We start from the raw sequence: 22070 nt of genomic DNA on the forward strand, positions 1-22070 counted from the left end.
TCAGCACTCGATGACGTTGACGGCGAGGCCGCCGCGGGCGGTCTCCTTGTAGGTGACCTTCATGTCGGCACCGGTGTCCTTCATGGTCTTGATGACCTTGTCCAGGGAGACGTGGTGGCGGCCGTCGCCGCGCAGCGCCATACGGGCGGCGGTGACGGCCTTGACCGCGGCCATGCCGTTGCGCTCGATGCACGGGATCTGGACCAGGCCGCCGACCGGGTCGCAGGTCAGGCCCAGGTTGTGCTCCATGCCGATCTCGGCGGCGTTCTCCACCCGTTCGGGGCTGCCGCCCAGCACCTCGGCGAGGCCGCCGGCGGCCATCGAGCAGGCGGAGCCGACCTCGCCCTGGCAGCCGACCTCGGCGCCGGAGATCGAGGCGTTCTCCTTGAAGAGCATGCCGACGGCGCCGGCCGCGAGCAGGAAGCGGACGATGCCGTCCTCCTTCTCCTCCCGGGAGGCCGCACCCGCCGCGAAGTTGAGGTAGTAGCCCAGAACGGCCGGGATGATCCCGGCGGCACCGTTGGTCGGGGCGGTGACGACCCGGCCGCCGCCGGCGTTCTCCTCGTTGACCGCCATCGCGTAGAGCGTGACCCACTCCATGGCGCGGTCGGCCGGGTCGCCCTCGGCGCGCAGCGCGCGGGCCGAAGTGGCCGCCCGGCGGCGGACCTTCAGCCCGCCGGGCAGGATGCCCTCGCGGGACAGGCCGCGCGCCACGCACGCCTCCATCACCCGCCAGATCTCCAGCAGCCCCTCGCGGATCTCGGTCTCGGTGCGCCAGGCCTTCTCGTTCTCCAGCATCAGGGCGGAGATGGACAGGCCGGTCTCCCGGGTCAGCCGCAGCAGTTCGTCGCCCGTACGGAAGGGGTGGGTGAGCACCGTGTCGTCGGGCTTGACGCGGTCCGCGCCGGCGGCCTCCTCGTCGACGACGAAGCCGCCGCCGACCGAGTAGTACGTCTTCTCCAGCAGCGTCGCCCCCTCGGTGTCACGGGCGAGCAGGGTCATGCCGTTGGCGTGGTAGGGCAGGGAGCGGCGGCGGTGCAGGACCAGATCGTCGGAGACGTCGAAGTCGATCTCGTGGGCGGGGCCGCTCTCCCCCGCCGGCAGGCGCAGGCGCCCGGTGCTGCGAATCCGTTCGACCTCGTCGTCGGCCGTCTCCACGTCCACCGTCCGCGGGGAGTGGCCCTCCAGGCCGAGCAGTACGGCCTTCGGCGTGCCGTGGCCGTGGCCGGTGGCGCCCAGGGAGCCGAACAGCTCCGCCCGCACCGAGGCCGTCCGCGCCACCAGGCCGGCCTCCTTGAGACGGCCGGCGAACATCTGGGCGGCGCGCATCGGTCCGACGGTGTGCGAGCTGGACGGGCCGATGCCGATGGAGAACAGGTCGAAGACGGAGAGGGCCATGGAAGGGCTCCTTTGCGAGAGGTGGTCGGGGAAGGGGCAGGGTCCGCGCGGGCGGTTGCGCCTCCCGTCAGGGGTGCCGGGGCCTCTTGTCGCGTGCCTGCTGATACAGCCGTCCGGCGCGGTAGGAGGACCGGACCAGGGGGCCGGACAGCACTCCGGCGAAGCCGATCTCCTCGGCCTCTTGCCCGAGTTCGGTGAACTCCTCGGGCCGGACCCACCGTTCGACCGGGTGGTGCCGCGCCGAGGGGCGCAGGTACTGGGTGATGGTGACCAGGTCGCAGCCGGCGGCGTGCAGGTCGGCCAGCGCGGTGGAGATCTCCGCCCGGGTCTCCCCCAGTCCCAGGATCAGGTTCGACTTGGTGACCAGGCCGGACTCCCGTGCCGCGGTGAGCACGCCGAGCGACCTGTCGTAGCGGAACGCGGGCCGGATGCGCTTGAAGATCCGCGGCACCGTCTCCACGTTGTGGGCCAGTACCTCCGGGCGCGACTCGCATACCTGGGCCAGCAGTTCGGGGACGCCGTTGAAGTCCGGGACCAGGTTCTCCACCCCGGTGCCCGGGTTCCGTGCGTGGATCTGCCGGACCGTCTCGGCGTAGAGCCAGGCACCGCCGTCGGGCAGGTCGTCGCGGGCCACCCCGGTGATCGTGGCGTACCGCAGCCGCATCGTGGCCACCGACTCCGCCACCCGGCGCGGCTCCTCCCGGTCCAGCGGCTGGGGCCGGCCGGTGTCGATCTGGCAGAAGTCGCAGCGCCGGGTGCACTGGTCACCGCCGATGAGGAAGGTGGCCTCGCGGTCCTCCCAGCACTCGAAGATGTTGGGGCACCCGGCCTCCTGGCACACGGTGTGCAGCCCTTCGGCCTCCACCTGCGACCGCAGCGCGTTGTACTCCGGCCCCATGCGCACCCGTGTCCTCATCCACTCGGGCTTCCGTTCCACGGGGGTCCGGCTGTTGCGCACCTCCAGCCGCAGCAGCCGGCGGCCGTCGGGGGAGGCGGAAGAGGTGGGAGATGTGGGGGCGTCACTCATGGCACGGCTCCGGGTACGGGGAGGGGTGGCGGCGGGCACGGCTACGCGAGCCCGCGCAGGTCAGGACGCGAACGCTTCGGGCGGCGGGCAGGAGCAGACCAGGTTGCGGTCGCCGTGCGCCTGGTCGACCCGGCCGACCGGCGGCCAGTACTTGTCGGGCGTGACGCCCGCCGGGAAGGCGGCCCGCTCGCGTGAGTAGGCGCGGGTCCACTCGCCGGCGAGGGCGGCGGCGGTGTGCGGCGCCTGTCGCAGCGGGCTGTCCTCCAGCGACCAGACGCCCTGGTCCACCAGGTCGATCTCGGCGCGGATCGCGATCATCGCCTCGCAGAAACGGTCCAGTTCGGCGAGGCTCTCGCTCTCCGTCGGCTCGACCATCAGAGTGCCGGGGACCGGAAAGCTCATCGTCGGCGCGTGGAAGCCGTGGTCGATGAGGCGCTTGGCGACGTCGTCGACCGTCACCCCCGTGGCGGCGGTGAGGGGGCGGACGTCGAGGATGCACTCGTGCGCGACGAGGCCCGACTCTCCGGCGTACAGGACGGGGAAGTGAGGCGCGAGGCGGCGGGCCACGTAGTTGGCGCTCAGCACGGCCACCCGGGTCGCCTCGGTCAGCCCCTCGGCGCCCATCATCCGGATGTAGGCCCACGGGATCGGCAGGATGCCGGCGCTGCCGAACGGCGCGGCGCTCACCGCCCCGATGCCGTCGCGGCGCCCGGTGTCGGGGTGCAGCGGATGGGTGGGCAGGTACGGCGCGAGATGGGCGGCCACCGCGACCGGGCCGACCCCCGGACCGCCGCCGCCGTGCGGGATGCAGAACGTCTTGTGCAGGTTGAGGTGTGACACATCGCCACCGAACTCGCCGGGCCTGGCGACTCCGAGCAGCGCGTTGAGGTTGGCGCCGTCGACGTAGACCTGTCCGCCGTGCTCGTGCACCAGCTCGCACAGCCGGGTGATGCCCTCCTCGTAGACGCCGTGGGTGGAGGGGTAGGTCACCATGATCGCGGCCAGCTGGTCGGAGTGCTTGGCGCACTTCGCCCGGAGGTCGTCGAGATCGACCGTGCCGTCGGGCCGCGAGGCCACCACGACGACGCGCATCCCGGCCATGGCGGCCGAGGCCGCGTTGGTGCCGTGCGCGCTTGCCGGGATGAGGCACACATCGCGTCCGGCCTGGCCGTTGCTCCGGTGGTAGCGGCGGATCGCCAGCAGGCCGGCGAGTTCGCCCTGCGAGCCCGCGTTCGGCTGGAGGGAGACCTTGGCGTACCCGGTGACCTCCGCCAGCCAGGTCTCCAGCTGCTCGACCAGGGCCAGATACCCGGCAGCGTCCGTGAGGGGCGCGAAGGGGTGCAGGTCGGCGAAGCCGGGCCAGCTGACCGGTTCCATCTCCGTGGTCGCGTTGAGCTTCATCGTGCAGGACCCGAGCGGGATCATCCCGCGGTCCAGCGCGAAGTCACGGTCGGAGAGCCGGCGCAGATAGCGCAGCATCGCGGTCTCCGACCGGTGCTGGTGGAAGACCGGGTGGGTGAGGAAGGGGGAGGTGCGCCGCAGGTCCGGCGGAAGCGCCGCCGAAGTGCCGTCGGCCGGGCCGGCCGGGTCGTCCCCCGCCGCGCCGAAGGCGTCGAGCACGCGACGGACGTGGTCGTGCGAGGTGGCCTCGGAGCAGGAGACGCCGACGTGGTCACCGTCCACCAGCCGCAGCAGCATCCCCTTGTCGTGCGCGGCAGCAACGACCTCCCCGGCCCGGCCGGGGACCCGCACCAGCAGGGTGTCGAAGAACTCGGGGTGCACCACCGTGATCCCGCTGTTCCGCAGCCCCGTGGCGATGCGCGTGGTGTGCCGGTGCGTCCGCCGGGCGATCCCGGTCAGCCCCTCGGGGCCGTGGTAGACGGCGTACATCGAGGCGACCACGGCCAGCAGGACCTGCGCGGTGCAGATGTTGGAGGTCGCCTTGTCGCGCCGGATGTGCTGCTCGCGGGTCTGCAGGGCGAGGCGGTAGGCGGGCCGGCCGGCGTTGTCCACGGACACGCCCACGAGCCGGCCGGGCAGGTGCCGTTCGAGCCCTTCGCGGACCGCGATATAGCCGGCGTGCGGCCCGCCGTAGAACACGGGGACACCGAACCGCTGGGACGACCCCACGACGAGGTCGGCGCCGTACTCCCCCGGTGGCACGAGCAGCGTGAGCGCCAGCAGGTCGGCGGCCACGGTGACCAGCGCCCCGCGCTCGCGCGCCGCCGCGGTCACCTCGCGCAGGTCGCGGACGGCTCCCGAGCAGCCGGGGTAGGACAGCACCACCCCGAAGAAGTCCTCCTGCGGCAGCGGCTCGGCGACGTCGATCTCGACGACCTCGATGCCGACCGCGCAGGCCCGTGTGCGCAGCACGTCGAGGGTCTGCGGCAGGGTGTCGCGGTCGACCAGGACGCGGTGGCGGCTCTTGCCGGCGACACGTCGCATCACCGTGACGGCCTCGGCGACCGCCGTGGCCTCGTCGAGCAGCGACGCGTTGGCGGTCGGCAGTCCGGTGAGGTCGCCGACCATGGTCTGGAAGTTGATCAGTGCCTCGAGCCGGCCCTGGCTGATCTCCGGCTGGTAGGGCGTGTAGGCGGTGTACCACGACGGGTCCTCCAGCACGTTGCGCCGGATCACCGCGGGGGTGGTGGTCGCGTGGTAGCCCAGTCCGTTCATGGGGACGGTCACGGTGTTCCGGCCGGCGAACTCCTGCAGCTCCGCGCGGGCTTCGGCCTCGGTGGCGGCGGCGGGCAGGTTCAGGCCGGAGGTGCTCCGGATGCCGCCGGGGACGGCGGCGTCGATGAGGGCGGCCAGCGTCGGGTAGCCGACTGCGGCCAGCATGGTGGTGCGGTCGGCGTCGTTGACGCCGATGTGGCGGGTGGCGAACTCACCCGGCGCGGAGGACTCGGGGTAGGTCATGGTGGGAGGCTCCCTGTGGGGGCACCGCGGACGCGGCGCCGTGGACGGGTTGCCTCCCCGCTCTGTCATCGGTACCTGAGAGCTTCACCACCGGGTTTGGCGGTTTGCACCGTGGGCGCAGGACATGACGTCCTGACTTTCCAGAGTCGCCTGGCCGAAGCGGTAGTGGGGCCTGAGAGATTCTGGGGAGAGTTGCTCCTTCGGCGCCTCGCCAAGGGTGGGCGAGGGCTCTCCCGCTTCGGTTCGAACAGCGCGATGTGGAGTTGTCGGGCGGCGCGGTGGTGAGGCCGGGAGTCTCCGGGGAGGAGGTGCTCCCCCGGCGCCACGTCGTCACAGGACGTGGGCTCTCCCGCCGCGGAACCGTCAGCGGTACGGATGCTGCCGGATCTTTCCCGAGGCAACGTACGGGCACCGGAACACAGCCGTCAAGAGTCTGCCGACGGACCTGCCGGTAACCTGGCGGCCCCGGAAGCGAGGCCGTGAGCTGCACAAACGCCGTCCCCTACGGGGAAGCGCCGCACTACCCGGGAGTAGCGTCCAGCCTTCGGCCGGTCCCTTGACCGGCCGCTGAGGGGGCCCTAGCCTCACCGCACATCGCCGTTCACCCCGGAGCGGGAGAGCACTGGATCAGCCAGACCCGGTCGCCGAAGGAGCAACACCTCCCCGGAAACTCTCAGGCATCCCTACCGCTCGGGCAGGCAACTCTGGAAAGCAGGCGCCGACGCGCCTCGCCGACGGTGCAAGCCGCGCGCTGAGCGCGGCGAAGCTCTCAGGCTCATGACAGAGGGGGAGGCTCACTCGGCCGCACGGGCCCCTGCCCGTGCTCGACATTCGAGGAGCCCCTGATGGCTCTCCTGCCGCTCGCCCCCGACCGCCACCCGCCCGTCGGCTCGCGGGCCGATGGTCAGGCTTCTGTGCGGGCCCGTTCAGCGTACTGACACCCTTCAGTTCGGCTGCCGCTTCTCCGCGCGCAGCCCCTGCCGCACGCCCCTGGGGCGCGTGGTCATGCTCCGAGAGACCCCCTGTCCCGTGCCCGCACGGGTCTTGAGATCCGCGAGGTTCGCCCATGCCTGAACGCAGTGACACCGGCCTGACCACCACGCCGGCCGGCTCCACACCCCCGCCCGAGGGCGAGCAGCACCTCTCCCGCCAGCTGTCCAACCGGCACATCCAGCTCATCGCGATCGGCGGTGCGATCGGCACCGGCCTGTTCATGGGCTCGGGCAAGACCATCTCGCTGGCCGGACCCTCGGTGATCTTCGTCTACATGATCATCGGCGTGATGCTCTTCTTCGTGATGCGGGCGATGGGCGAGCTGCTGCTGTCCAACCTGCGCTACAAGTCCTTCGCCGACTTCGCGGCCGACCTGCTGGGTCCGTGGGCCGGCTTCTTCACCGGCTGGACGTACTGGTTCTGCTGGATCGTCACCGGCATCGCCGACGTCATCGCCATCTCCGGGTACGTGGCCTACTGGTGGCACGATCTGCCGCTGTGGATACCGGCGCTGGCCGCCGTCGTCCTGCTGATCGCCCTGAACCTGCCCACGGTGAAGGCCTTCGGTGAGACCGAGTTCTGGTTCGCGCTGATCAAGATCGTCGCGATCGTGGCACTGATCGTCGTCGGGCTGGTCATGGTGTTCAGTCACTTCCAGGCGCCCGGTGGGGCGGCGGCGGGCTTCTCCAACCTCTGGAACGACGGAGGGTTCTTCCCCACCGGCCCCATGGGGTTCGTCGCGGGATTCCAGATCGCGACCTTCGCCTTCGTCGGCATCGAACTGGTCGGCACCACGGCGGCCGAGGCGGAGAACCCGGAACGGAACCTGCCCAAGGCGATCAACTCGATCCCGGTGCGCGTGATGCTGTTCTACGTCGTCGCGCTGATCGTGATCATTTCGGTCACGCCCTGGCGCGAGATCAGCGCGGACCGCAGCCCGTTCGTCGTGATGTTCACCCTTGCCGGTCTGGGGATCGCCGCCTCGCTGATCAACTTCGTGGTGCTGACCTCGGCCACCTCGTCGGCGAACTCGGGCATCTACTCCACCTCACGGATGGTGTACGGGCTGGCCCAGGAGGGCGACGCCCCGGGGCGCTTCGGCAGGCTCACCTCCAGGAAGGTACCGGCCAACGCCCTGCTCCTCTCCGGGATCTTCCTGCTCGCCGGTGTGGTCATGGTCGCCATGGACGACTCGATCATCGAGGCCTTCACCCTGGTGACCACCGTGTCCGCCGTGCTGTTCATCTTCGTCTGGTCGATCATCCTGATCAGCTACCTCGTGTACCGCAGGCGCCGTCCGCACCTGCACGAGGCCTCGGCGTTCAAGATGCCCGGTGGCATCGTCATGTGCTACGTCGTGCTCGCGTTCTTCGCGTTCCTCATCTGGGCACTGACCCAGGAGGCCGACACCCTGCGGGCCCTGGTGGTGACCCCGGTGTGGTTCGTCATCCTCGGCATCGCATGGGCCTGTCTCCGCCGCCGCCCGCACCATTCCGCCCGTGCGGCGGCCTTCCGTGCCGAACTCCGCGACGGCGCACGGCAGGACTGACCCGGCCACCGGAGAGCCAGGAGTTCCGGGGGAATCCATGAAGACGCCCGGCTGGGCTGCCCAGCCGGGCGTCTTCATGAACGGCGCGCGGCCGACGGCTCCTTCATCGCGCGTGCCGGCTCCCCCGGCTACCGCCGGTCCCGCTGGGCCGCCACGACCTGGTTGATGGTGCGCTCGGCGCCGGAGCCACGCTGCACCTTCTCCGAGAAGCCGGGGAACTGCCCGGCGATGGCGCTGAGCACCTTCAACTCCACCGGCGCCACGTTGACTTCGCACAGATCGCGCTCGACGGCCCGGACCACGCCCGCCACCACCTGGCCCGGGGAGACCATGCGCACACCGGCCGGCGGCGTGGCGCCCGTGACGGCGAACATGCCCGCGTCGCTGACGGCGCCGGGCTGGACCACGGAGACCCCCACCCCCGTACCGTGCAGGTCCTGGCGGAGGGACAGCCCGAAGCCGCGCAGCCCGAACTTGGCCGCGCTGTAGAGCGAGGAGTACTTGGTGGCCGCCTTCCCGGAGAGCGAGCCGACGAGGGCGATATGGCCCCGCCCCCGCTCGACCATCCGGGGCGCGAGCGCGCGGGTCAGCATGACGGGGGCCCGCAGGTTCACGGTCAGCGCGCGGTCGATCTGCTCGGGCGTGTAGTCGAGGAGCGCACCCGAGGAGGGCAGCGCGGCGTTGGCGATCAGGATGTCGGTGTCGGGGCAGGCCTCGGCGAGCTGCTCGACCTGGTCCGGGTCGGCGAGATCGGCGGTGACCGCGCGGGCGCCGAGTTCGCCGGCGAGCGCCTCCAGGGCATCGGGGCGGCGCCCGGAGAGCACCAACTCGGCTCCCTGGGCGGCCAGTTCACGGGCGAGGGCCTGGCCGATGCCGCCTACGGCCCCGGTCAGGAGAACGGTTGATCCTGCGATGCGCATAGGACGAGCCTCCAGAGACTGTTCGTTCGAACGAACGGTATGGAGGGCGGACGACCGTGTCAACAGCGGATGCCGCCGGACCCGCCGACCGCGCCGGCGCCGACGACCGGCCCGAGGGCGATCCGCGCTGGTCAGAGCGGCCCCCGCCCTTCCCCCGTGCCCGGCGGACGCCGCTGGCACAATGACTGCCATGGCCAAGCCCCCCGGAACCCGGCAGAGCATCATCGACGCCGTCCTGCGCATCATCGGTGAGGACGGCATCGCCGCGGTCACCAACCGGCGGATCGCCAAGGAGGCCCAGGTCTCCCTCGGCTCGGTCACCTACCACTTCGCGACCCAGCACGAGATGCTGCGGGAGAGCCTGCTGCACTTCGTCGCGGAGGAGACCCGGCGCTTCACCGAACTCGCCGCGCAGTGCCAGACCGACACCATGGACGCCGACCGGGCCGCCACCGCGGTCGCCCAGGTCGCCGGGGGCGCGCCCTTCGACAGCAGGCAGATCGCCCCCTTCGAGCTCTATATCCAGGCCGGCCGCGACGAGCGGCTGCGCACCGCGGCCACGGAGTCCTTCGCCGCATACGACCAGCTGGTCACCCGGATCTTCACCGGTCTCGGGGTCCCCGGCGCCGAACGGCTGGCGAGCAGCGCCGTCGCTCTCGTCTTCGGGCTGCAGCTGCGCAGCCTCGCCACCGGTCAGCCCGCCGAGGAACTCGTCGACGCCCTGATGCTGCTGGCGCGCGGGGCGCAGCAGTCCTGACCGCCGGGTGCGGCTCCGGGTACGCCGTTCGCGCCGTGGCCGGGCGGCGACCGCCCGGCAGGCCCGGGTCCATGGTCCGTCGTCCCCCGTCGATGACCCCCGAAGCCCCTCGAAGGGCGTCGAAGACGGTCAAGATCGACACCAGACAAACGGACTCTCACCTGGTAGAACACAGGGCAGAGACCCGGCTGCAAATCCCACCCGGAGGTACCCGTGAAGATGCTGATCAACGTAGCCGAGACCGTGGTCACCGATGCGCTGCGGGGGATGGCCGCGGCGCATCCCGAGCTGGTGGTGGATGCCGAGAACCGGGTGATCGTGCGGCGGGACGCGCCGGTGGCGGAGAAGGTGGCGCTGGTGTCCGGCGGCGGCAGCGGGCACGAGCCGCTGCACGGGGGGTTCGTCGGGCCCGGCATGCTGGACGCCGCCTGTCCGGGAGAGGTCTTCACCTCGCCGGTGCCCGATCAGATGGTGCGGGCCGCGGCGGCCGTGGACAGCGGCCAAGGCGTGCTGTTCCTCGTGAAGAACTACACCGGGGACGTCCTCAACTTCCAGATGGCGGCGGAGCTGGCGGAGGACGAGGGGGTGCAGGTGGCCAGTGTGCTCATCGATGACGATGTCGCGGTGACCGACTCGACGTTCACGGCCGGGCGGCGCGGCACCGGGGCGACCCTGTTCGTGGAGAAGATCGCCGGTGCCGCGGCCGAGGAGGGCATGCCGCTGGAGCGGGTGGAGGCCCTGGCCCGGCAGGTGGTGGCCTCGTCCCGCAGCTTCGGGGTGGCGCTGAGCCCCTGTACGACCCCGGCGAAGGGCAGCCCGACGTTCGGTCTCCCGGCCGGGGAGCTGGAGTTGGGGGTCGGGATTCACGGCGAGCCGGGGCGGGAGCGCCGGGCCATGATGACCTCGCACGAGATCGCGGACTTCGCGGTGGACGCGATCCTGGAGGATCTCGACCCGCGGCTGCCGGTGCTGGTGCTGGTCAACGGCATGGGCGCGACGCCGCTGCTGGAGCTGTACGGCTTCAACGCGGAGGTCCGCCGGGTGCTCGACGAACGGGGCGTGGCGGTGGCCCGTACGCTCGTCGGGAACTACGTGACGTCGCTGGACATGGCGGGCTGCTCGGTGACGCTGTGCCAGGTCGACGGGGAGCTGCTGCGGCTGTGGGACGCGCCGGTGCAGACGGCGGGGCTCCGCTGGGGGCGGTGAGCGCTCCGCCGTCCCCGTATCCCCTGTCCCTGTCGCTTTCTTGCTCAGTGCCTGAACAACCAAGGAGAGTAGCCCGTGTCCGAAACGGTGCTGGATGCCGCGTTCTTCGTACGCTGGATGACGGCGGCGGCCGCCGTCATCGACCGGGAGGCCGACCGGCTCACCGAGCTGGACTCCCCCATCGGTGACGCCGACCACGGAAGGAACATGCAGCGTGGCTTCGCTGCCGTGGTCACGGCGCTGGAGGCGGAGCCGCCGGCGACGCCCGGCGCCGTGCTGACCGCCGCCGGACGGCAGTTGATCTCCAGCGTGGGCGGGGCGTCCGGACCGCTCTACGGGACGCTGCTGCGGCGGTCCGGCAAGACGCTGGGCGACGCGCCGCAGGCCTCGGCGGAGGAGCTGCGCGCGGCGCTGGCCGCCGGGGTGGCCGCGGTGGGGCAGCTCGGCGGTTCGGCGCCGGGTGACAAGACGATGCTCGACGCGCTGACGCCGGCCGTGGCGGCGCTGGCGGAGTCGTTCGACGCGGCGGCCGCTGCGGCCGGGGAGGGTGCGCTGGCGACCGTGCCGATGCAGGCCAGGAAGGGCCGGGCCAGTTACCTCGGGGAACGCAGTATCGGGCACCAGGACCCGGGGGCGACGTCCTCGGCGCTGCTGTTCGCGGCCCTCGCGGAGGTGGCGAAGTGAGCGCGGCGACGGCGGGCGGGGCCGTGCCGGTCGGGGTGGTGCTGGTGTCGCACAGCGGGCCGGTCGCGGAGTCGGTGGCGACGCTGGCGGTCGGGCTGGCCGGGGGCGGTGACACGGTGCCGGTGGCCGCCGCGGGCGGCACCCCGGACGGCGGGCTCGGCACCAGCGCGGAGCTGATCACCGAGGCGGCGCGGACGGTGGACCGCGGTGCGGGGGTGGCGATCCTGGTCGACCTGGGCAGCGCCGTGCTGACCGTGAAGGCGCTGATCGCCGAGGGGGACGAACTCCCCGAGGGCGCACGGCTGGTGGACGCGCCGTTCGTGGAGGGCGCGGTGGCCGCCGTGGTCACCGCGTCGACCGGGGCGGATCTGGACGCGGTCGCGGCGGCGGCCGGGGAGGCCTACGGCTACCGCAAGGAGTGAGGCCGCCGCGCGCGGGGCCGTCAGGGTTTGCGGGCGACGCCCGCGTAACAGGCGGCCTCCGCGTCGGTCACATGGGTGGCGTCCTCGGGGCGGTCGGGGCGCCACTGGTGGGAGAGCGTGAGGCCCGGCTCCAGCAGCTCCCAGCCGTCGAAGAAGCGCAGGATCTCGGCGCGGGAGCGGAACTGGAGCCGGGTGCCCGCGTCGCCGTAGATCTCGATGATCTGCCGCATCGCCTCGGGGCTGAAGTCCGGTGTGGCATGGCTCAGGGCCAGGGCGCTGCCGCTGGGCAGCGCGGCCTTGAGGGTCTCGACGATGGCGTGGGCGCGGTCCTCGCCGTCGTCGGGGACGAAGTGCATCAGCGCGTTCAGGCTGAGCGCGACCGGGCGGGTCAGATCGAGGGTGTCGCGCAGCTGCGGCGCGGCGAGGATGCCCCCGGGGTCGTTGACGTCGGCCTGGACGTACGCCGTGCGGCCCTCGGCGGTGCCGATCAGCAGGGCCGCGGCGTGCGCCAGGACGATCGGGTCGTTGTCGGTGTAGACCACCCGGGCGTCGGGGGCGAGGCCCTGGGCGATGTCGTGGAGGTTCGGCGGGGTCGGGATGCCGGTGCCGATGTCGAGGAACTGCCGCAGTCCGGACGCGGCGAGGACGCGGGTGGCGCGGTGCATGAACTCGCGGTTGATACGGGCGGCGACCAGCGCGGCGGGGAAGACGCCCAGCACGCTTCCGGCGGCCATCCGGTCGGCGAGGAAGTTGGTCTTGCCGCCCAGGAAATAGTCGTAGATCCGGGACGAGTGGGCCCGGTCCAGCCGTAAGTCCACCACGGAATCGTGCTCGGTCATCGTGCGTTGCCTCCCCGATTCGGCATCCGGCCCGGCGCCTCCCCCGCGCACCATGATGCCCGTTCCGTGAGCCGCGCGCTCCGGATAGCGCACCAAATGCCGTCACACGCACGGTTGTTGGCGGGCGATGCCCCGTATGTCCCGGGACGAGCCGGTGCGCGCCGGAGAGGGGCACGACGCTCGGCCGCGCCACCGTCATGACGGGTCACATGCCATGGTCATGCGTAGTCATATGAATACGCAGCGGCAGATTTTTGCCCCACCGATGCCACAAACGGGGGCGTTTTCCGGTTCATTGGAAGGTGAGAGCAACCGCTCTCCCGCTGCCCGCGGCGCCTCGGCGTCCGGCTCGGTGCACGTCAAACGGAACGAGGACGGCTCGTGAGTGCAGACCGGGACCGACCGCTACCGGCGTGCGCTCCGGCGCATGTCCGCACCGCGGAGTTAGCCCCACTCCCCCGCGGTGCGCTCCCGGCCTCTCCGTCGGACCCGCTCGACCACCGGCTGTCGATCACCTTCGAGGCGTTCCTGGCCACCCATGCACGGAAGTGGCTGACCTACGCCTATCTGCACACGGGCAGCGAGGCCGCGGCCCGTGAGGTCACCCGGGCGGCCTACGGGCAGCTCGGCCGGCTGTGGCCGCATGCGCTGCGGCAGGCGTCGGTGGAGGCGTACGCCTGGTCGGTCCTCAAGGAACGCGTGGTGGAGTGGCTCTACGACCACCACCAGCCCACCGCGCTCACCGAGACCGCCGCCTTCGCGGTCGTCACCCATGCGCTGCTGCGCGAGTGCCAGCAGCAGTTCGCCATGCTGGAAGGCCAGTTGGGGCTGTACGCGGCCATCGCCCGGCTGCCGGAGCGGCAGTGCGACGTGATCGTGCTGCGCCATGTCATCGGATACAGCGACGCGCAGATCGGTGCCCTCCTCGGCGTCGACGAGGTCACCGTCCGCTCCTACGCGAGCCGGGGCAAGCGCAAGCTCGCCGCCGCGCTCGGCATCGACCAGGGAAACGCAAGGGGGAACTGACCATGTGGCACACCCGTCCCACCGACCGCCGGGAGACCGTGGAGACGCTGCTCAGCGCGGCCGCCGCGGTGTCCGGCATCGACGATCTGGCCGGATTCCGCGACCTCGACGACGCGGGCGCGCTCGGCGGCCTCGGCGCACCCCTGTGCGCGGGGACGGCGGCGGAGGGCCCGCGGACGGCGGTGCGGCCGGTCCGGGACGGCCGCGGCGCGCCCAGCCCGTACCCCAGCGCCCGGGACGAGGCCACCCAGGAGCTGCAGCTGGCCTGTGCGCTGGTGGTGAACGCCGCGGCGGCCGCGGCGAGCCTGGAGCGGCTGGTCAACGACCATCACATCGACCCCGAGGGCGCGCTGGTCTTCGCCTGTCTGCTGCACATCACGGGGCGCACCGACGCGGCGCACTTCTGGTGGCACTTCGGCGCCGGCGCCGGCAGCCGGACGGCCGCCTACTGCCTGTACCTCTCGCACCGCCGCAACGGGGAGTACCGCGACGCCGCCTACTGGCGGGAGCAGGCCGCCCACGCGCCGGACGAGGAGCGCCGCTCGGTGGCCGCGTTCGACGAGAGGCAGCTGCTGCCGGACGCGGCCCGGCACAACCTCCTGGTCCAGTGGCACAGCGGGCTCGCCCCGACCCTGCCGTCCGCCCTGGAGCACGTGATCAACCGTCTCGTCGTGGACGGCGACGACGAGGACTTCGGCGAGATCCCGCGCCCCTCCCCCACGCTCGTCCAGGACCTCGGCCGGGCCGAGTAGTCACCCCTCGCGCCCGCGGGGTCCGGTGGACCGCCCGGTGCCCGCCGTCTCAGAGATCGGTGGGGTCGGCGGGCGGCTCGTCCACGGCGGGCGGCCACGCCGGGCGGCTGGCGTCGGGGACCGCGGTCAGCGCATGGCCGACGGTGGGGTAGCAGGAGAAGACGTTGAGTGACTGGGTGCCGACCAGCAGCCGCAGCATCCGTACGCCGAGCGAGGCGAGCAGGAGCCTGCCCTCCAGGCGTCGGCAGAGCCATTCCAGGGCGAGCAGGCAGCTCAGGCCCCGTGAGTCACAGAAGCGCAGCGCGGTCAGGTCGAGCACCAGAAAGCGGTGCCCGGCCGAGACCACCTCCCGTGCCTCGGCGAGGAACGCCTGCTCGGTGCGGAGGTCCAGTTCTCCGCTCACGCGCAGCACCGCGCACTCCTCCGCCTGCACGATCGCAGTGACCGCCAACGACCGCATCTCCGAGCTCATGCCGTCCAGACTAAGCGCCCCCGCCGGCTGCACCACCGCGGTGGCCCGCCGGCGCACGACCGCCGGCCCGGACACCGCCCCGCACGGCGCCCCGGCCCGCGGTGCCCGAACGGACCCTCCGCAGTGCCCGTACGGGCACCCGTTCGTGCAAAGGGCCGGGCTGACAGCGCCCCGGAGCGGGCAGAAGCGGTCAGGTTTTCTGCTGTGACGGGCGGCATTGCGCGCCGCCCCGGTTGCTATAAACCTGATGCGGGCGGAAACGGGCAGCTCCGTGACCGAACGCAGACCGGAAACAGCCAGGAAGCGGCAGGAGTGAGCCATGAGGGCCGAGGAACGCCAGCACCGCATCCTCGCGCTCGCCCGGCAGTCCGGCCGGGTCGAGGTCGCCGGGGCCGCGGCGGAGTTCGGGGTCGCCCGGGAGACCGTCCGGCGCGATCTGAGCGACCTGGAGCGCCGGGGCCTGGTCCGGCGGACGCATGGCGCGGCGTATCCGGTCGAGAGCGCCGGTTTCGAGACCACGCTGGCCCGGCGGGAGACCCAGCAGGTGGAGGAGAAGCGCCGGATCGCGGCGGCGGCCGCGGCGCTGGTCGGCGAGGCCGAGACGGTGTTCGTCGACGAGGGCTACACCCCCGAGCTGGTCGCCACGCTGCTGCCCACCGACCGCCCGCTGACCGTGCTCACCGCCTCGCTGCGGACCGCCTCGCTGGTCGCGGCGTCCGAATCGACCACCGTCCTGCTGGCCGGCGGCCGGGTCCGCGCCGGGACGCAGGCCACGGTGGGCTCCTGGGCCCGGGACATGTGCGCCCGCTTCGTGATCGATCTGGCCTTCCTGGGGGCGAACGGCGTCTCCCGGGAGCACGGCCTGACCACCCCGGACCCGGCGGTCGCGGAGGTGAAGGAGCAGGCCGTCCGCTCCTCGCGGCGGCGGGTGCTGGTCGGGGTGCACAGCAAGTTCGGCGCCAGCAGCTTCTGCCGCTTCGCCGAGGTACGTGATTTCGACACGATCGTCACCGACGCGGGGCTGTCCGCGCCGGAGGCGCATCGCTACTCGCTCCTGGGGCCGCAGGTGCTCCGGGTCTGACCGCGGCCGGGGCCGCCGGACGACCGGCCCCGCACCGCGGCACCACATCCCCCACAGCCGACCGTCGAAGGCCGGGCCCGCACCGCCGGCCGTCGGACGGTTCCCGGGCGTACCCGCGGAACGGCGCCGTACGCCCCAAAACCGCCGCTTGTGCGGCATTCGCCGGACATGCACGTCCCCCTTGTCCCCAGAAAGGTACGAGCCGTGAGAGCACGACCCCCCGGACCAGGCCGCGGCGGCCGCTCCGCAGCGCTGACCGCCCTCGCCGTGGCCCTCGCGCTGTCCACCGCCGGCTGTTACCGCGGCGCCGGCGACGCGGGCAACGAGAGCCGCGACAGCATCAACGTCCTGATGGTCAACAACCCGCAGATGGTGGATCTGCAGCGGCTCACCGCCGAGCACTTCACCAAGGAGACCGGCATCAAGGTCAACTTCACCGTGCTGCCGGAGGACGACCTGCGCGACAAGATGAGCCAGGACTTCTCCAGCCAGGCCGGACAGTACGACGTGGCGAGCGTCAGCAACTACGAGACGCCGATCTACGCCCGCAACGGCTGGCTGGCGGAGCTGGGCTCCCGTGCCGCCAAGGACCGCGAGTTCGACCAGGACGACATCCTCGCGCCGGTCCGCTCCTCCCTCACGGCCGCCGACGGCAAGGTCTACGCGGAGCCCTTCTACGGCGAGTCCTCGTTCCTGATGTACCGCAAGGACCTGATCGAGAAGGCCGGGCTGACCATGCCCGCCCGGCCCACCTGGCGCCAGGTGGCCACCCTGGCCGCCAAGTTGGACGGGTTCCGGAAGGGCATGAAGGGCATCTGTCTGCGCGGCCAGCCGGGCTGGGGGCAGCTGGGCGCCCCGCTGACGACCGTGGTGAACACCTTCGGGGGGACCTGGTTCACCAAGGACTGGAAGCAGCAGGTCGACAGCCCGGAGTTCACCCGGGCCACCCGGTTCTACGTGGACCTGGTCCGCAGGCACGGGGAGGCGGGCGCCCCGCAGGCCGGCTACACCGAGTGCCTCAACGACATGCAGCAGGGCAAGGTCGCCATGTGGTACGACGCGACGGCCGGCGCCGGTTCGCTGGAGAGCGCCGACTCCAAGGTCGCGGGCAGGGTCGGCTACGCACCGGCGCCGGTGGAGCGGACCCGGGACGCGGGCTGGCTCTACACCTGGGCGTGGGGCGTGCAGAAGGCCAGTACGCACCAGGAAGCGGCCTGGAAGTTCATCCGCTGGGCCTCCGGCAAGGGCTACGAGCGGCTGGTGGGCCACGAGCTGGGCTGGTCGAAGGTGCCCGGCGGGAAGCGGGCCTCCCTCTACCGCGACCCGGCCTACACCAAGGCGTCCGGGGCGTTCGCCGGACCGACCGAGCGGGCCATCCGCTCGGCCCGGCCGGACGACCCCGGCGTACAGCGGCGCCCGGCCCCCGGCATCCAGTTCCTCGGCATCCCCGAGTTCGCCGACCTGGGCACCAAGGTCTCCCACGAGATCAGCTCGGCCATCGCCGGGAAGCAGAGCGTGTCCGAAGCCCTGAGGAACAGCCGGCGACCGGCGCAGGAGGTGTCCGATGCCTATACGGACCACTGAGCCGACGACGGCGACCGAGGTGTCCGCCGTGCCCCGCTCCGACGGCCCGGCGGCCCGCGCCCGCCGCAGCGAGCGGGCGAGGAACTGGGCCCGCCGCGCCCCGCTGCTTCCCGCGCTGGTGTTCCTGATCATCGTCACCCAGCTCCCGTTCGTGGCCACCGTGGCGATCTCCTTCACCCGCTGGAACGCGCTGGCCCCCGAGAACCGCGGCTTCGCCGCCCTCGACAACTACCGGGCCGTCTTCACCGATCCCGCGATGCGCGCCTCGGTGGGCACGACGGTGCTGCTGACGGTGACCGTGGTGCTGGTCAGCCTGCTGCTCGGGCTGGGCCTGGCGCTGCTGCTCGACCGGGGCTTCCGCGGCCGCGGCATCGTCCGCACCCTGCTCATCACCCCGTTCCTGGTCGTCCCCGTCGCCTCCGCGCTGTTGTGGAAGCACGCGCTGTACAACGCCTCGTACGGGCTGCTCAACGGCTCGCTGACGTGGATCTGGCGGCTGTTCGGCAGCGACGACCCGCCGCAGCCGGACTGGATGACCGACTCGCCGCTGGCCGCGGTGGAGGTGTCGCTGATCTGGCAGTGGACGCCGTTCATGATGCTGATCCTGCTGGCCGGGCTGCAGAGCCGGGCGACGGACGCGATCGAGGCGGCCCGGATGGACGGCGCCTCCGCCTTCGACATCTTCCGCTATCTGACCCTGCCGCATCTGCGCCGCTACCTCGAACTGGCCGCTCTGCTGGGCACGGTGTACGTGGTGCAGAACTTCGACGCGGTGTTCACCATCACGTCCGGCGGCCTGGGCACGGCCAACCTGCCGTACACCATCTACCAGACCTTCTACCAGGCCCATGACTACGGACGGGCGTCCGCGCAGGGCGTCGTCGTGGTGCTGTGCTCGCTGCTGGTGGCGACTTTCGCGCTGCGCACCGTCTCGTCCCTGCTGCGCGAGGAGGTCACGAAATGAACCGCGCTCCCCTGGCCCCGCGCCGCCCCGGTTCCCCCGCCGCCCGGCGCCGGCGCCGCACCGGCACCCTGCTGGGCCTGACCGCCTGGCTGTGCGGGATCGGCTTCTTCCTGCCGGTCGCCTGGATGGTGCTGACGTCCTTCCACAGCGAGACGGACGCGGCGACCAACCCGCCGAGCGTCGGCGCCGGGCTGAGCCTGCACGGCTACCGCGAGTTCTTCGGCGCGGGCAGCGGTGTCAGCCCCTGGCCGCCGCTGGTCAACTCGCTGACCGCGTCCGTCGTCTCCACCCTGCTGGTGCTGCTGCTGGCGGTGCCCGCCGCCTACGCCCTGGCCATCAAGCCGGTGCGCAAGTGGAGCGATGTCCTCTTCTTCTTCCTGTCCACGAAGATGCTGCCGCTGGTGGCCGGGCTGCTGCCGGTCTACCTCGTCGCGCAGAACACCGGGATGCTCGACAGCATCTGGCTGCTGGTGCTCCTCTACACCTCGATGAACCTGCCGATCGCGGTGTGGATGATGCGCTCGTTCCTCGCCGAGGTCCCGGTGGAGATGCTGGAGGCCGCCTCGATCGACGGGGCGGGGCTGACCACCACGCTGACCCGGATCGTGGCGCCGGTCGCCATGCCGGGCATCGCGGCCACCGCCCTGATCTCCTTCATCTTCAGCTGGAACGAGCTGCTGTTCGCCCGGGTCCTGACCGGCATCGTGGCCGGCACCTCGCCGGTGTTCCTGACCGGACTCGTGACCAGCCAGGGCCTGTTCCTGGCCAAGGTGTGCGCCGCCGCCACCGTCATCTCCCTCCCGGTGATCGTCGCCGGGTTCGCCGCCCAGGACAAACTCGTCCAGGGCCTGTCGCTTGGAGCCGTGAAATGAAAGCCGCAGTGATCAGCGCCCCCGGCACGGTCGAGGTCACCACCGTCGACGACCCGGCGCCCGGCCCCCGCGAGGTCGTGGTCTCGGTCGCCGCCTGCGGGCTGTGCGGCACCGATCTGCACATCCTCCAGGGCGAGTTCGCCCCCACCCTGCCGGTCGTGCCGGGCCATGAGTTCGCCGGTACGGTCGTGGCGACCGGCAGCGCCGTCACCGAGCTCGCCGAGGGCGACCGGGTGGCCGTCGACCCCTCGCTCTACTGCTTCGAGTGCCACTACTGCCGCATCGGCCGCAACAACCTCTGTGAGCGCTGGGCCGCCATCGGCGTGACCACGGCGGGCGGGGCCGCCGAGTTCGCCGTGGCCCCCGTCGGGAACTGCGTCAAGCTGCCCGATCACATCCGTACCGAGGACGCGGCGCTGATCGAGCCGCTCTCCTGTGCCGTCCGCGGCTACGACATCCTGCGCTCCCAGCAGCTGGGCACCCGGGTCCTGATCTACGGCTCCGGCACCATGGGCCTGATGATGCTCGAACTCGCCAAGCGCACCGGCGCGGCCGGGGTCGACGTCGTCGACATCAACCCGCAGCGGCTGGCCACCGCCCGCACCCTGGGCTGCAGCAGCGCGGCCGGTTCCGCCGACGAGCTGGACCGCCCGCGCGGCTGGGACGTGGTCATCGACGCCACCGGCAACGAACGCGCCATCCAGGACGCCCTGGGCCGGGTCGGCAGGGGCGGCACCTTCCTCCAGTTCGGCGTCGCCGACTACGCCGCCCGCGCCACCATCGAGCCCTACCGCATCTACAACCAGGAGATCACCATCACCGGCTCGATGGCCGTCCTGCACAGCTACGAACGCGCCGCGGAACTCTTCGCGGCGGGCGCCCTGGACCCGGAGGTCTTCATCAGCGACCGGCTCCCGCTGGACCGGTACGCGGAGGCACTGGGCCGCTTCCGGGCGGGCGAGGGGCGGAAGATCCTCGTACGGCCATGAGCGCAGCCCGGGGCGGTCCTCGGGGCCGCCCCGGGGGGCGGGCGCCTGGCTCGTGAGCGGGGCGCGGGACATGAAGTGGGCCTGGCCTCCCGGTTCTTGGTTGACAGCTCGCACGCCCGCGCGACAGCATCCGGCCGGTGGAGATCACCGAGCTGACCCCAGCGGAACGCCGCGTCTGGCAGGCGTTCCCCCTCGGCGAGGGCGTCGACTTCCGGGAGAACGCCGGCGAAGACCCCGCCGACGGCGCCGGCTGGGGCCCCGAGCGGACCGTGCGCGCCGCGGTGCTCCGGGTGCTGCTGCTCAACGGGCCCTCACGGGACGGCGAGATAGCCGGGCTGAAGCTGTGGGGCGCCCGCGTCACCGGGGAACTGAACCTCAAGTACGGCAGGGTCGAGCACCCGGTACGGCTGCGGTCCTGCTACTTCGAGGAGACGCCGGAGCTGTACGGCGCACAGCTGCGCATCCTGGCGCTGAACGACTCGGTCCTGCCGGGGCTCACGGCCGGACACCTCCAGGTCGACGGCGTGCTGCGCCTCACCTGTTGCCGGGTCAAGGGGCCGGTGCGGCTGGCCGGGGCGCAGATCTCCGGTGCGGTCTTCGCGAACGGGGCCCACTTCGGCGATCCGGCCGCCACGGAGCCGCCCGGGGAACCCGTTCTCCAGCTGAACCACGCCGGCATCGGCACCGACCTCTGGGCGCCCGGCCTGGTCACCCACGGCGAGGTCCGGCTGAACGGCGCCGGCGTCGGCGGGCAGGTCACGCTCGACGACGCACGGCTCAACGCCCCCGGCGGTCACGCGCTGGAGGCCCAGACGCTCGGCGTCGGCACCGACGTGCACGCGATGCGGCTGCGGGCCCACGGCCGGGTCGACCTGCGCGGTGCCCGGATCGGTGGCCAGCTCAACCTCGCCTACGCCGCCCTCGCCAACCCGGGCGGGGTCGCGTTACGCGTCAGCAGCTGCGTCGCGGGTGAGATGTGGCTGCGCGAGGCGCAGCCCGTGGTGGGCACGGTCAATCTGCGCCGCGCCCAGTTCGACGTGCTGTACGTCCCGCCGGAGGTCTGGCCGGACGAGGTCAAGCTCGACCGGCTCACCTACGGCTCGCTGCTCCCGCACCTCCCCGCCGAGGAACGGCTCCCGGTGCTGGAGCGCGAACGCGCGGGCTACGTGTCGTACTCGTACGAGCAGCTCGCCGGCGCCTACCGCACGGCCGGGGACGAGGCCGCCGCCCGCACCGTCCTGTTGGCCAAACTCCGCCGCCACCGCCGCACCCTGCCCTGGTACGCCAAGGTCTGGGGTCACCTTCAGGACGCCACGGTCGGCTACGGCTTCCGTCCGATGCGTGCCGCCGGCTGGCTGCTGGCCCTGTTGCTCGTCGGCGCCCTCGCCTTCGCCCTGCACCCGCCCCGCCCGCTGAAGACCGACGAGGCCCCCGACTTCAACCCCTTCTTCTACACCCTCGACCTGCTGATGCCGATCATCGGTTTCGGGCAGGAGGGGGCCTTCGCACCGCGGGGCTGGTACCAGTGGCTCTCGTATCTGCTGGTCGTCACGGGCTGGACGCTGGCCACGACGATCGCGACGGGCATCACCCGCTCCCTGGCCCGCCAGTAGCGG

At 72.1% G+C, this 22070-nt stretch carries 19 protein-coding genes and 4 riboswitches; of the genes, 13 read left to right on the forward strand and 6 right to left on the reverse strand.

Annotated elements, in window-relative coordinates; translation table 11 throughout:
- From ACWC9R_RS23985 to gcvP, 3 genes are all read right to left on the reverse strand, one after another.
- Entirely contained in the window at window positions 1–1398 is a 1398-nt protein-coding gene (locus ACWC9R_RS23985) for an L-serine ammonia-lyase (protein ID WP_450734372.1), read from the reverse strand.
- A 67-nt stretch (window positions 1399–1465) separates the two neighbouring features.
- Window positions 1466–2425: a lipoyl synthase gene (lipA, locus tag ACWC9R_RS23990; RefSeq protein ID WP_450734374.1), complete on the reverse strand. Its 960-nt coding sequence runs from the start codon at window positions 2423–2425 to the stop codon at window positions 1466–1468.
- Window positions 2426–2485: 60 nt separating this feature from the next.
- Window positions 2486–5344 (reverse strand): aminomethyl-transferring glycine dehydrogenase, encoded by a 2859-nt coding sequence (gene gcvP, locus ACWC9R_RS23995; protein ID WP_450734376.1) that lies wholly within the window; start codon window positions 5342–5344, stop codon window positions 2486–2488.
- A gap of 52 nt (window positions 5345–5396) precedes the next feature.
- Window positions 5397–5494: riboswitch (glycine riboswitch) on the reverse strand.
- Window positions 5495–5590: riboswitch (glycine riboswitch) on the reverse strand.
- A gap of 356 nt (window positions 5591–5946) precedes the next feature.
- Window positions 5947–6043: riboswitch (glycine riboswitch) on the forward strand.
- A riboswitch (glycine riboswitch) is annotated at window positions 6044–6135 on the forward strand.
- 275 nt (window positions 6136–6410) lie between these two features.
- Between gcvP and cycA the strand changes: the two genes are divergently transcribed.
- A complete protein-coding gene (gene cycA / locus ACWC9R_RS24000; RefSeq protein WP_450734377.1) occupies window positions 6411–7886 on the forward strand; it encodes a D-serine/D-alanine/glycine transporter in 1476 nt (491 codons plus the stop codon).
- Window positions 7887–8014: 128 nt separating this feature from the next.
- Here cycA and ACWC9R_RS24005 read toward each other — a convergent pair whose 3' ends face one another.
- Window positions 8015–8806 (reverse strand): SDR family NAD(P)-dependent oxidoreductase, encoded by a 792-nt coding sequence (locus ACWC9R_RS24005; protein ID WP_450734378.1) that lies wholly within the window; start codon window positions 8804–8806, stop codon window positions 8015–8017.
- A gap of 190 nt (window positions 8807–8996) precedes the next feature.
- On the opposite strand from ACWC9R_RS24005, the gene ACWC9R_RS24010 reads away from it, so the two are divergent.
- The 4 genes from ACWC9R_RS24010 (at window position 8997) to dhaM (ending at window position 11875) form a co-directional block, all read left to right on the forward strand.
- Window positions 8997–9563 (forward strand): TetR/AcrR family transcriptional regulator, encoded by a 567-nt coding sequence (locus tag ACWC9R_RS24010; protein WP_450734380.1) that lies wholly within the window; start codon window positions 8997–8999, stop codon window positions 9561–9563.
- Between the two features lie 213 nt (window positions 9564–9776).
- The gene (dhaK, locus tag ACWC9R_RS24015; RefSeq protein ID WP_450734382.1) at window positions 9777–10769 is read left to right on the forward strand and encodes a dihydroxyacetone kinase subunit DhaK; all 993 of its coding nucleotides are present in this window, start codon (window positions 9777–9779) and stop codon (window positions 10767–10769) included.
- 87 nt (window positions 10770–10856) lie between these two features.
- Window positions 10857–11453: a dihydroxyacetone kinase subunit DhaL gene (gene dhaL / locus ACWC9R_RS24020; RefSeq protein WP_450734445.1), complete on the forward strand. Its 597-nt coding sequence runs from the start codon at window positions 10857–10859 to the stop codon at window positions 11451–11453.
- Window positions 11450–11875, forward strand: a complete 426-nt coding sequence (dhaM, locus tag ACWC9R_RS24025) for a dihydroxyacetone kinase phosphoryl donor subunit DhaM (RefSeq protein WP_450734383.1) — start codon at window positions 11450–11452, stop codon at window positions 11873–11875. Before dhaL ends, dhaM begins: the two co-directional genes overlap by 4 nt.
- A 20-nt stretch (window positions 11876–11895) precedes the next feature.
- Here the strand turns inward: dhaM and ACWC9R_RS24030 are convergent, their stop codons facing one another.
- The gene (locus tag ACWC9R_RS24030) at window positions 11896–12714 is read right to left on the reverse strand and encodes an SAM-dependent methyltransferase (protein WP_450734384.1); all 819 of its coding nucleotides are present in this window, start codon (window positions 12712–12714) and stop codon (window positions 11896–11898) included.
- Window positions 12715–13095: 381 nt separating this feature from the next.
- Here ACWC9R_RS24030 and ACWC9R_RS24035 point away from each other — a divergent pair, with 381 nt between their 5' ends.
- Both ACWC9R_RS24035 and ACWC9R_RS24040 read left to right on the forward strand, forming a co-directional pair.
- Complete coding sequence (locus ACWC9R_RS24035) at window positions 13096–13740, forward strand: RNA polymerase sigma factor (RefSeq protein WP_450734386.1); 645 nt, start codon at window positions 13096–13098, stop codon at window positions 13738–13740.
- A gap of 2 nt (window positions 13741–13742) precedes the next feature.
- The gene (locus tag ACWC9R_RS24040) at window positions 13743–14492 is read left to right on the forward strand and encodes a hypothetical protein (RefSeq protein WP_450734388.1); all 750 of its coding nucleotides are present in this window, start codon (window positions 13743–13745) and stop codon (window positions 14490–14492) included.
- A 49-nt stretch (window positions 14493–14541) separates the two neighbouring features.
- Here the strand turns inward: ACWC9R_RS24040 and ACWC9R_RS24045 are convergent, their stop codons facing one another.
- Window positions 14542–14964: an STAS domain-containing protein gene (locus ACWC9R_RS24045; protein WP_362603474.1), complete on the reverse strand. Its 423-nt coding sequence runs from the start codon at window positions 14962–14964 to the stop codon at window positions 14542–14544.
- A gap of 319 nt (window positions 14965–15283) precedes the next feature.
- On the opposite strand from ACWC9R_RS24045, the gene ACWC9R_RS24050 reads away from it, so the two are divergent.
- From ACWC9R_RS24050 to ACWC9R_RS24075, 6 genes are all read left to right on the forward strand, one after another.
- Window positions 15284–16045, forward strand: a complete 762-nt coding sequence (locus ACWC9R_RS24050; protein ID WP_450734390.1) for a DeoR/GlpR family DNA-binding transcription regulator — start codon at window positions 15284–15286, stop codon at window positions 16043–16045.
- 168 nt (window positions 16046–16213) lie between these two features.
- Window positions 16214–17629 (forward strand): ABC transporter substrate-binding protein, encoded by a 1416-nt coding sequence (locus ACWC9R_RS24055; protein WP_450734391.1) that lies wholly within the window; start codon window positions 16214–16216, stop codon window positions 17627–17629.
- Window positions 17610–18593, forward strand: a complete 984-nt coding sequence (locus ACWC9R_RS24060; protein WP_450734392.1) for a carbohydrate ABC transporter permease — start codon at window positions 17610–17612, stop codon at window positions 18591–18593. Before ACWC9R_RS24055 ends, ACWC9R_RS24060 begins: the two co-directional genes overlap by 20 nt.
- Window positions 18590–19465 carry a carbohydrate ABC transporter permease gene (locus ACWC9R_RS24065; protein WP_393364052.1) on the forward strand — a complete coding sequence of 292 codons (876 nt, stop codon included), beginning with the start codon at window positions 18590–18592 and terminating at the stop codon, window positions 19463–19465. Before ACWC9R_RS24060 ends, ACWC9R_RS24065 begins: the two co-directional genes overlap by 4 nt.
- A complete protein-coding gene (locus ACWC9R_RS24070; RefSeq protein ID WP_450734393.1) occupies window positions 19462–20454 on the forward strand; it encodes a zinc-dependent alcohol dehydrogenase family protein in 993 nt (330 codons plus the stop codon). Before ACWC9R_RS24065 ends, ACWC9R_RS24070 begins: the two co-directional genes overlap by 4 nt.
- Window positions 20455–20591: 137 nt before the next feature.
- Window positions 20592–22067 (forward strand): membrane-associated oxidoreductase, encoded by a 1476-nt coding sequence (locus ACWC9R_RS24075; protein WP_450734394.1) that lies wholly within the window; start codon window positions 20592–20594, stop codon window positions 22065–22067.
- Window positions 22068–22070 lie beyond the last annotated feature (3 nt).

It is taken from the genome of Streptomyces sp. NPDC001219 (genome assembly GCF_053597915.1).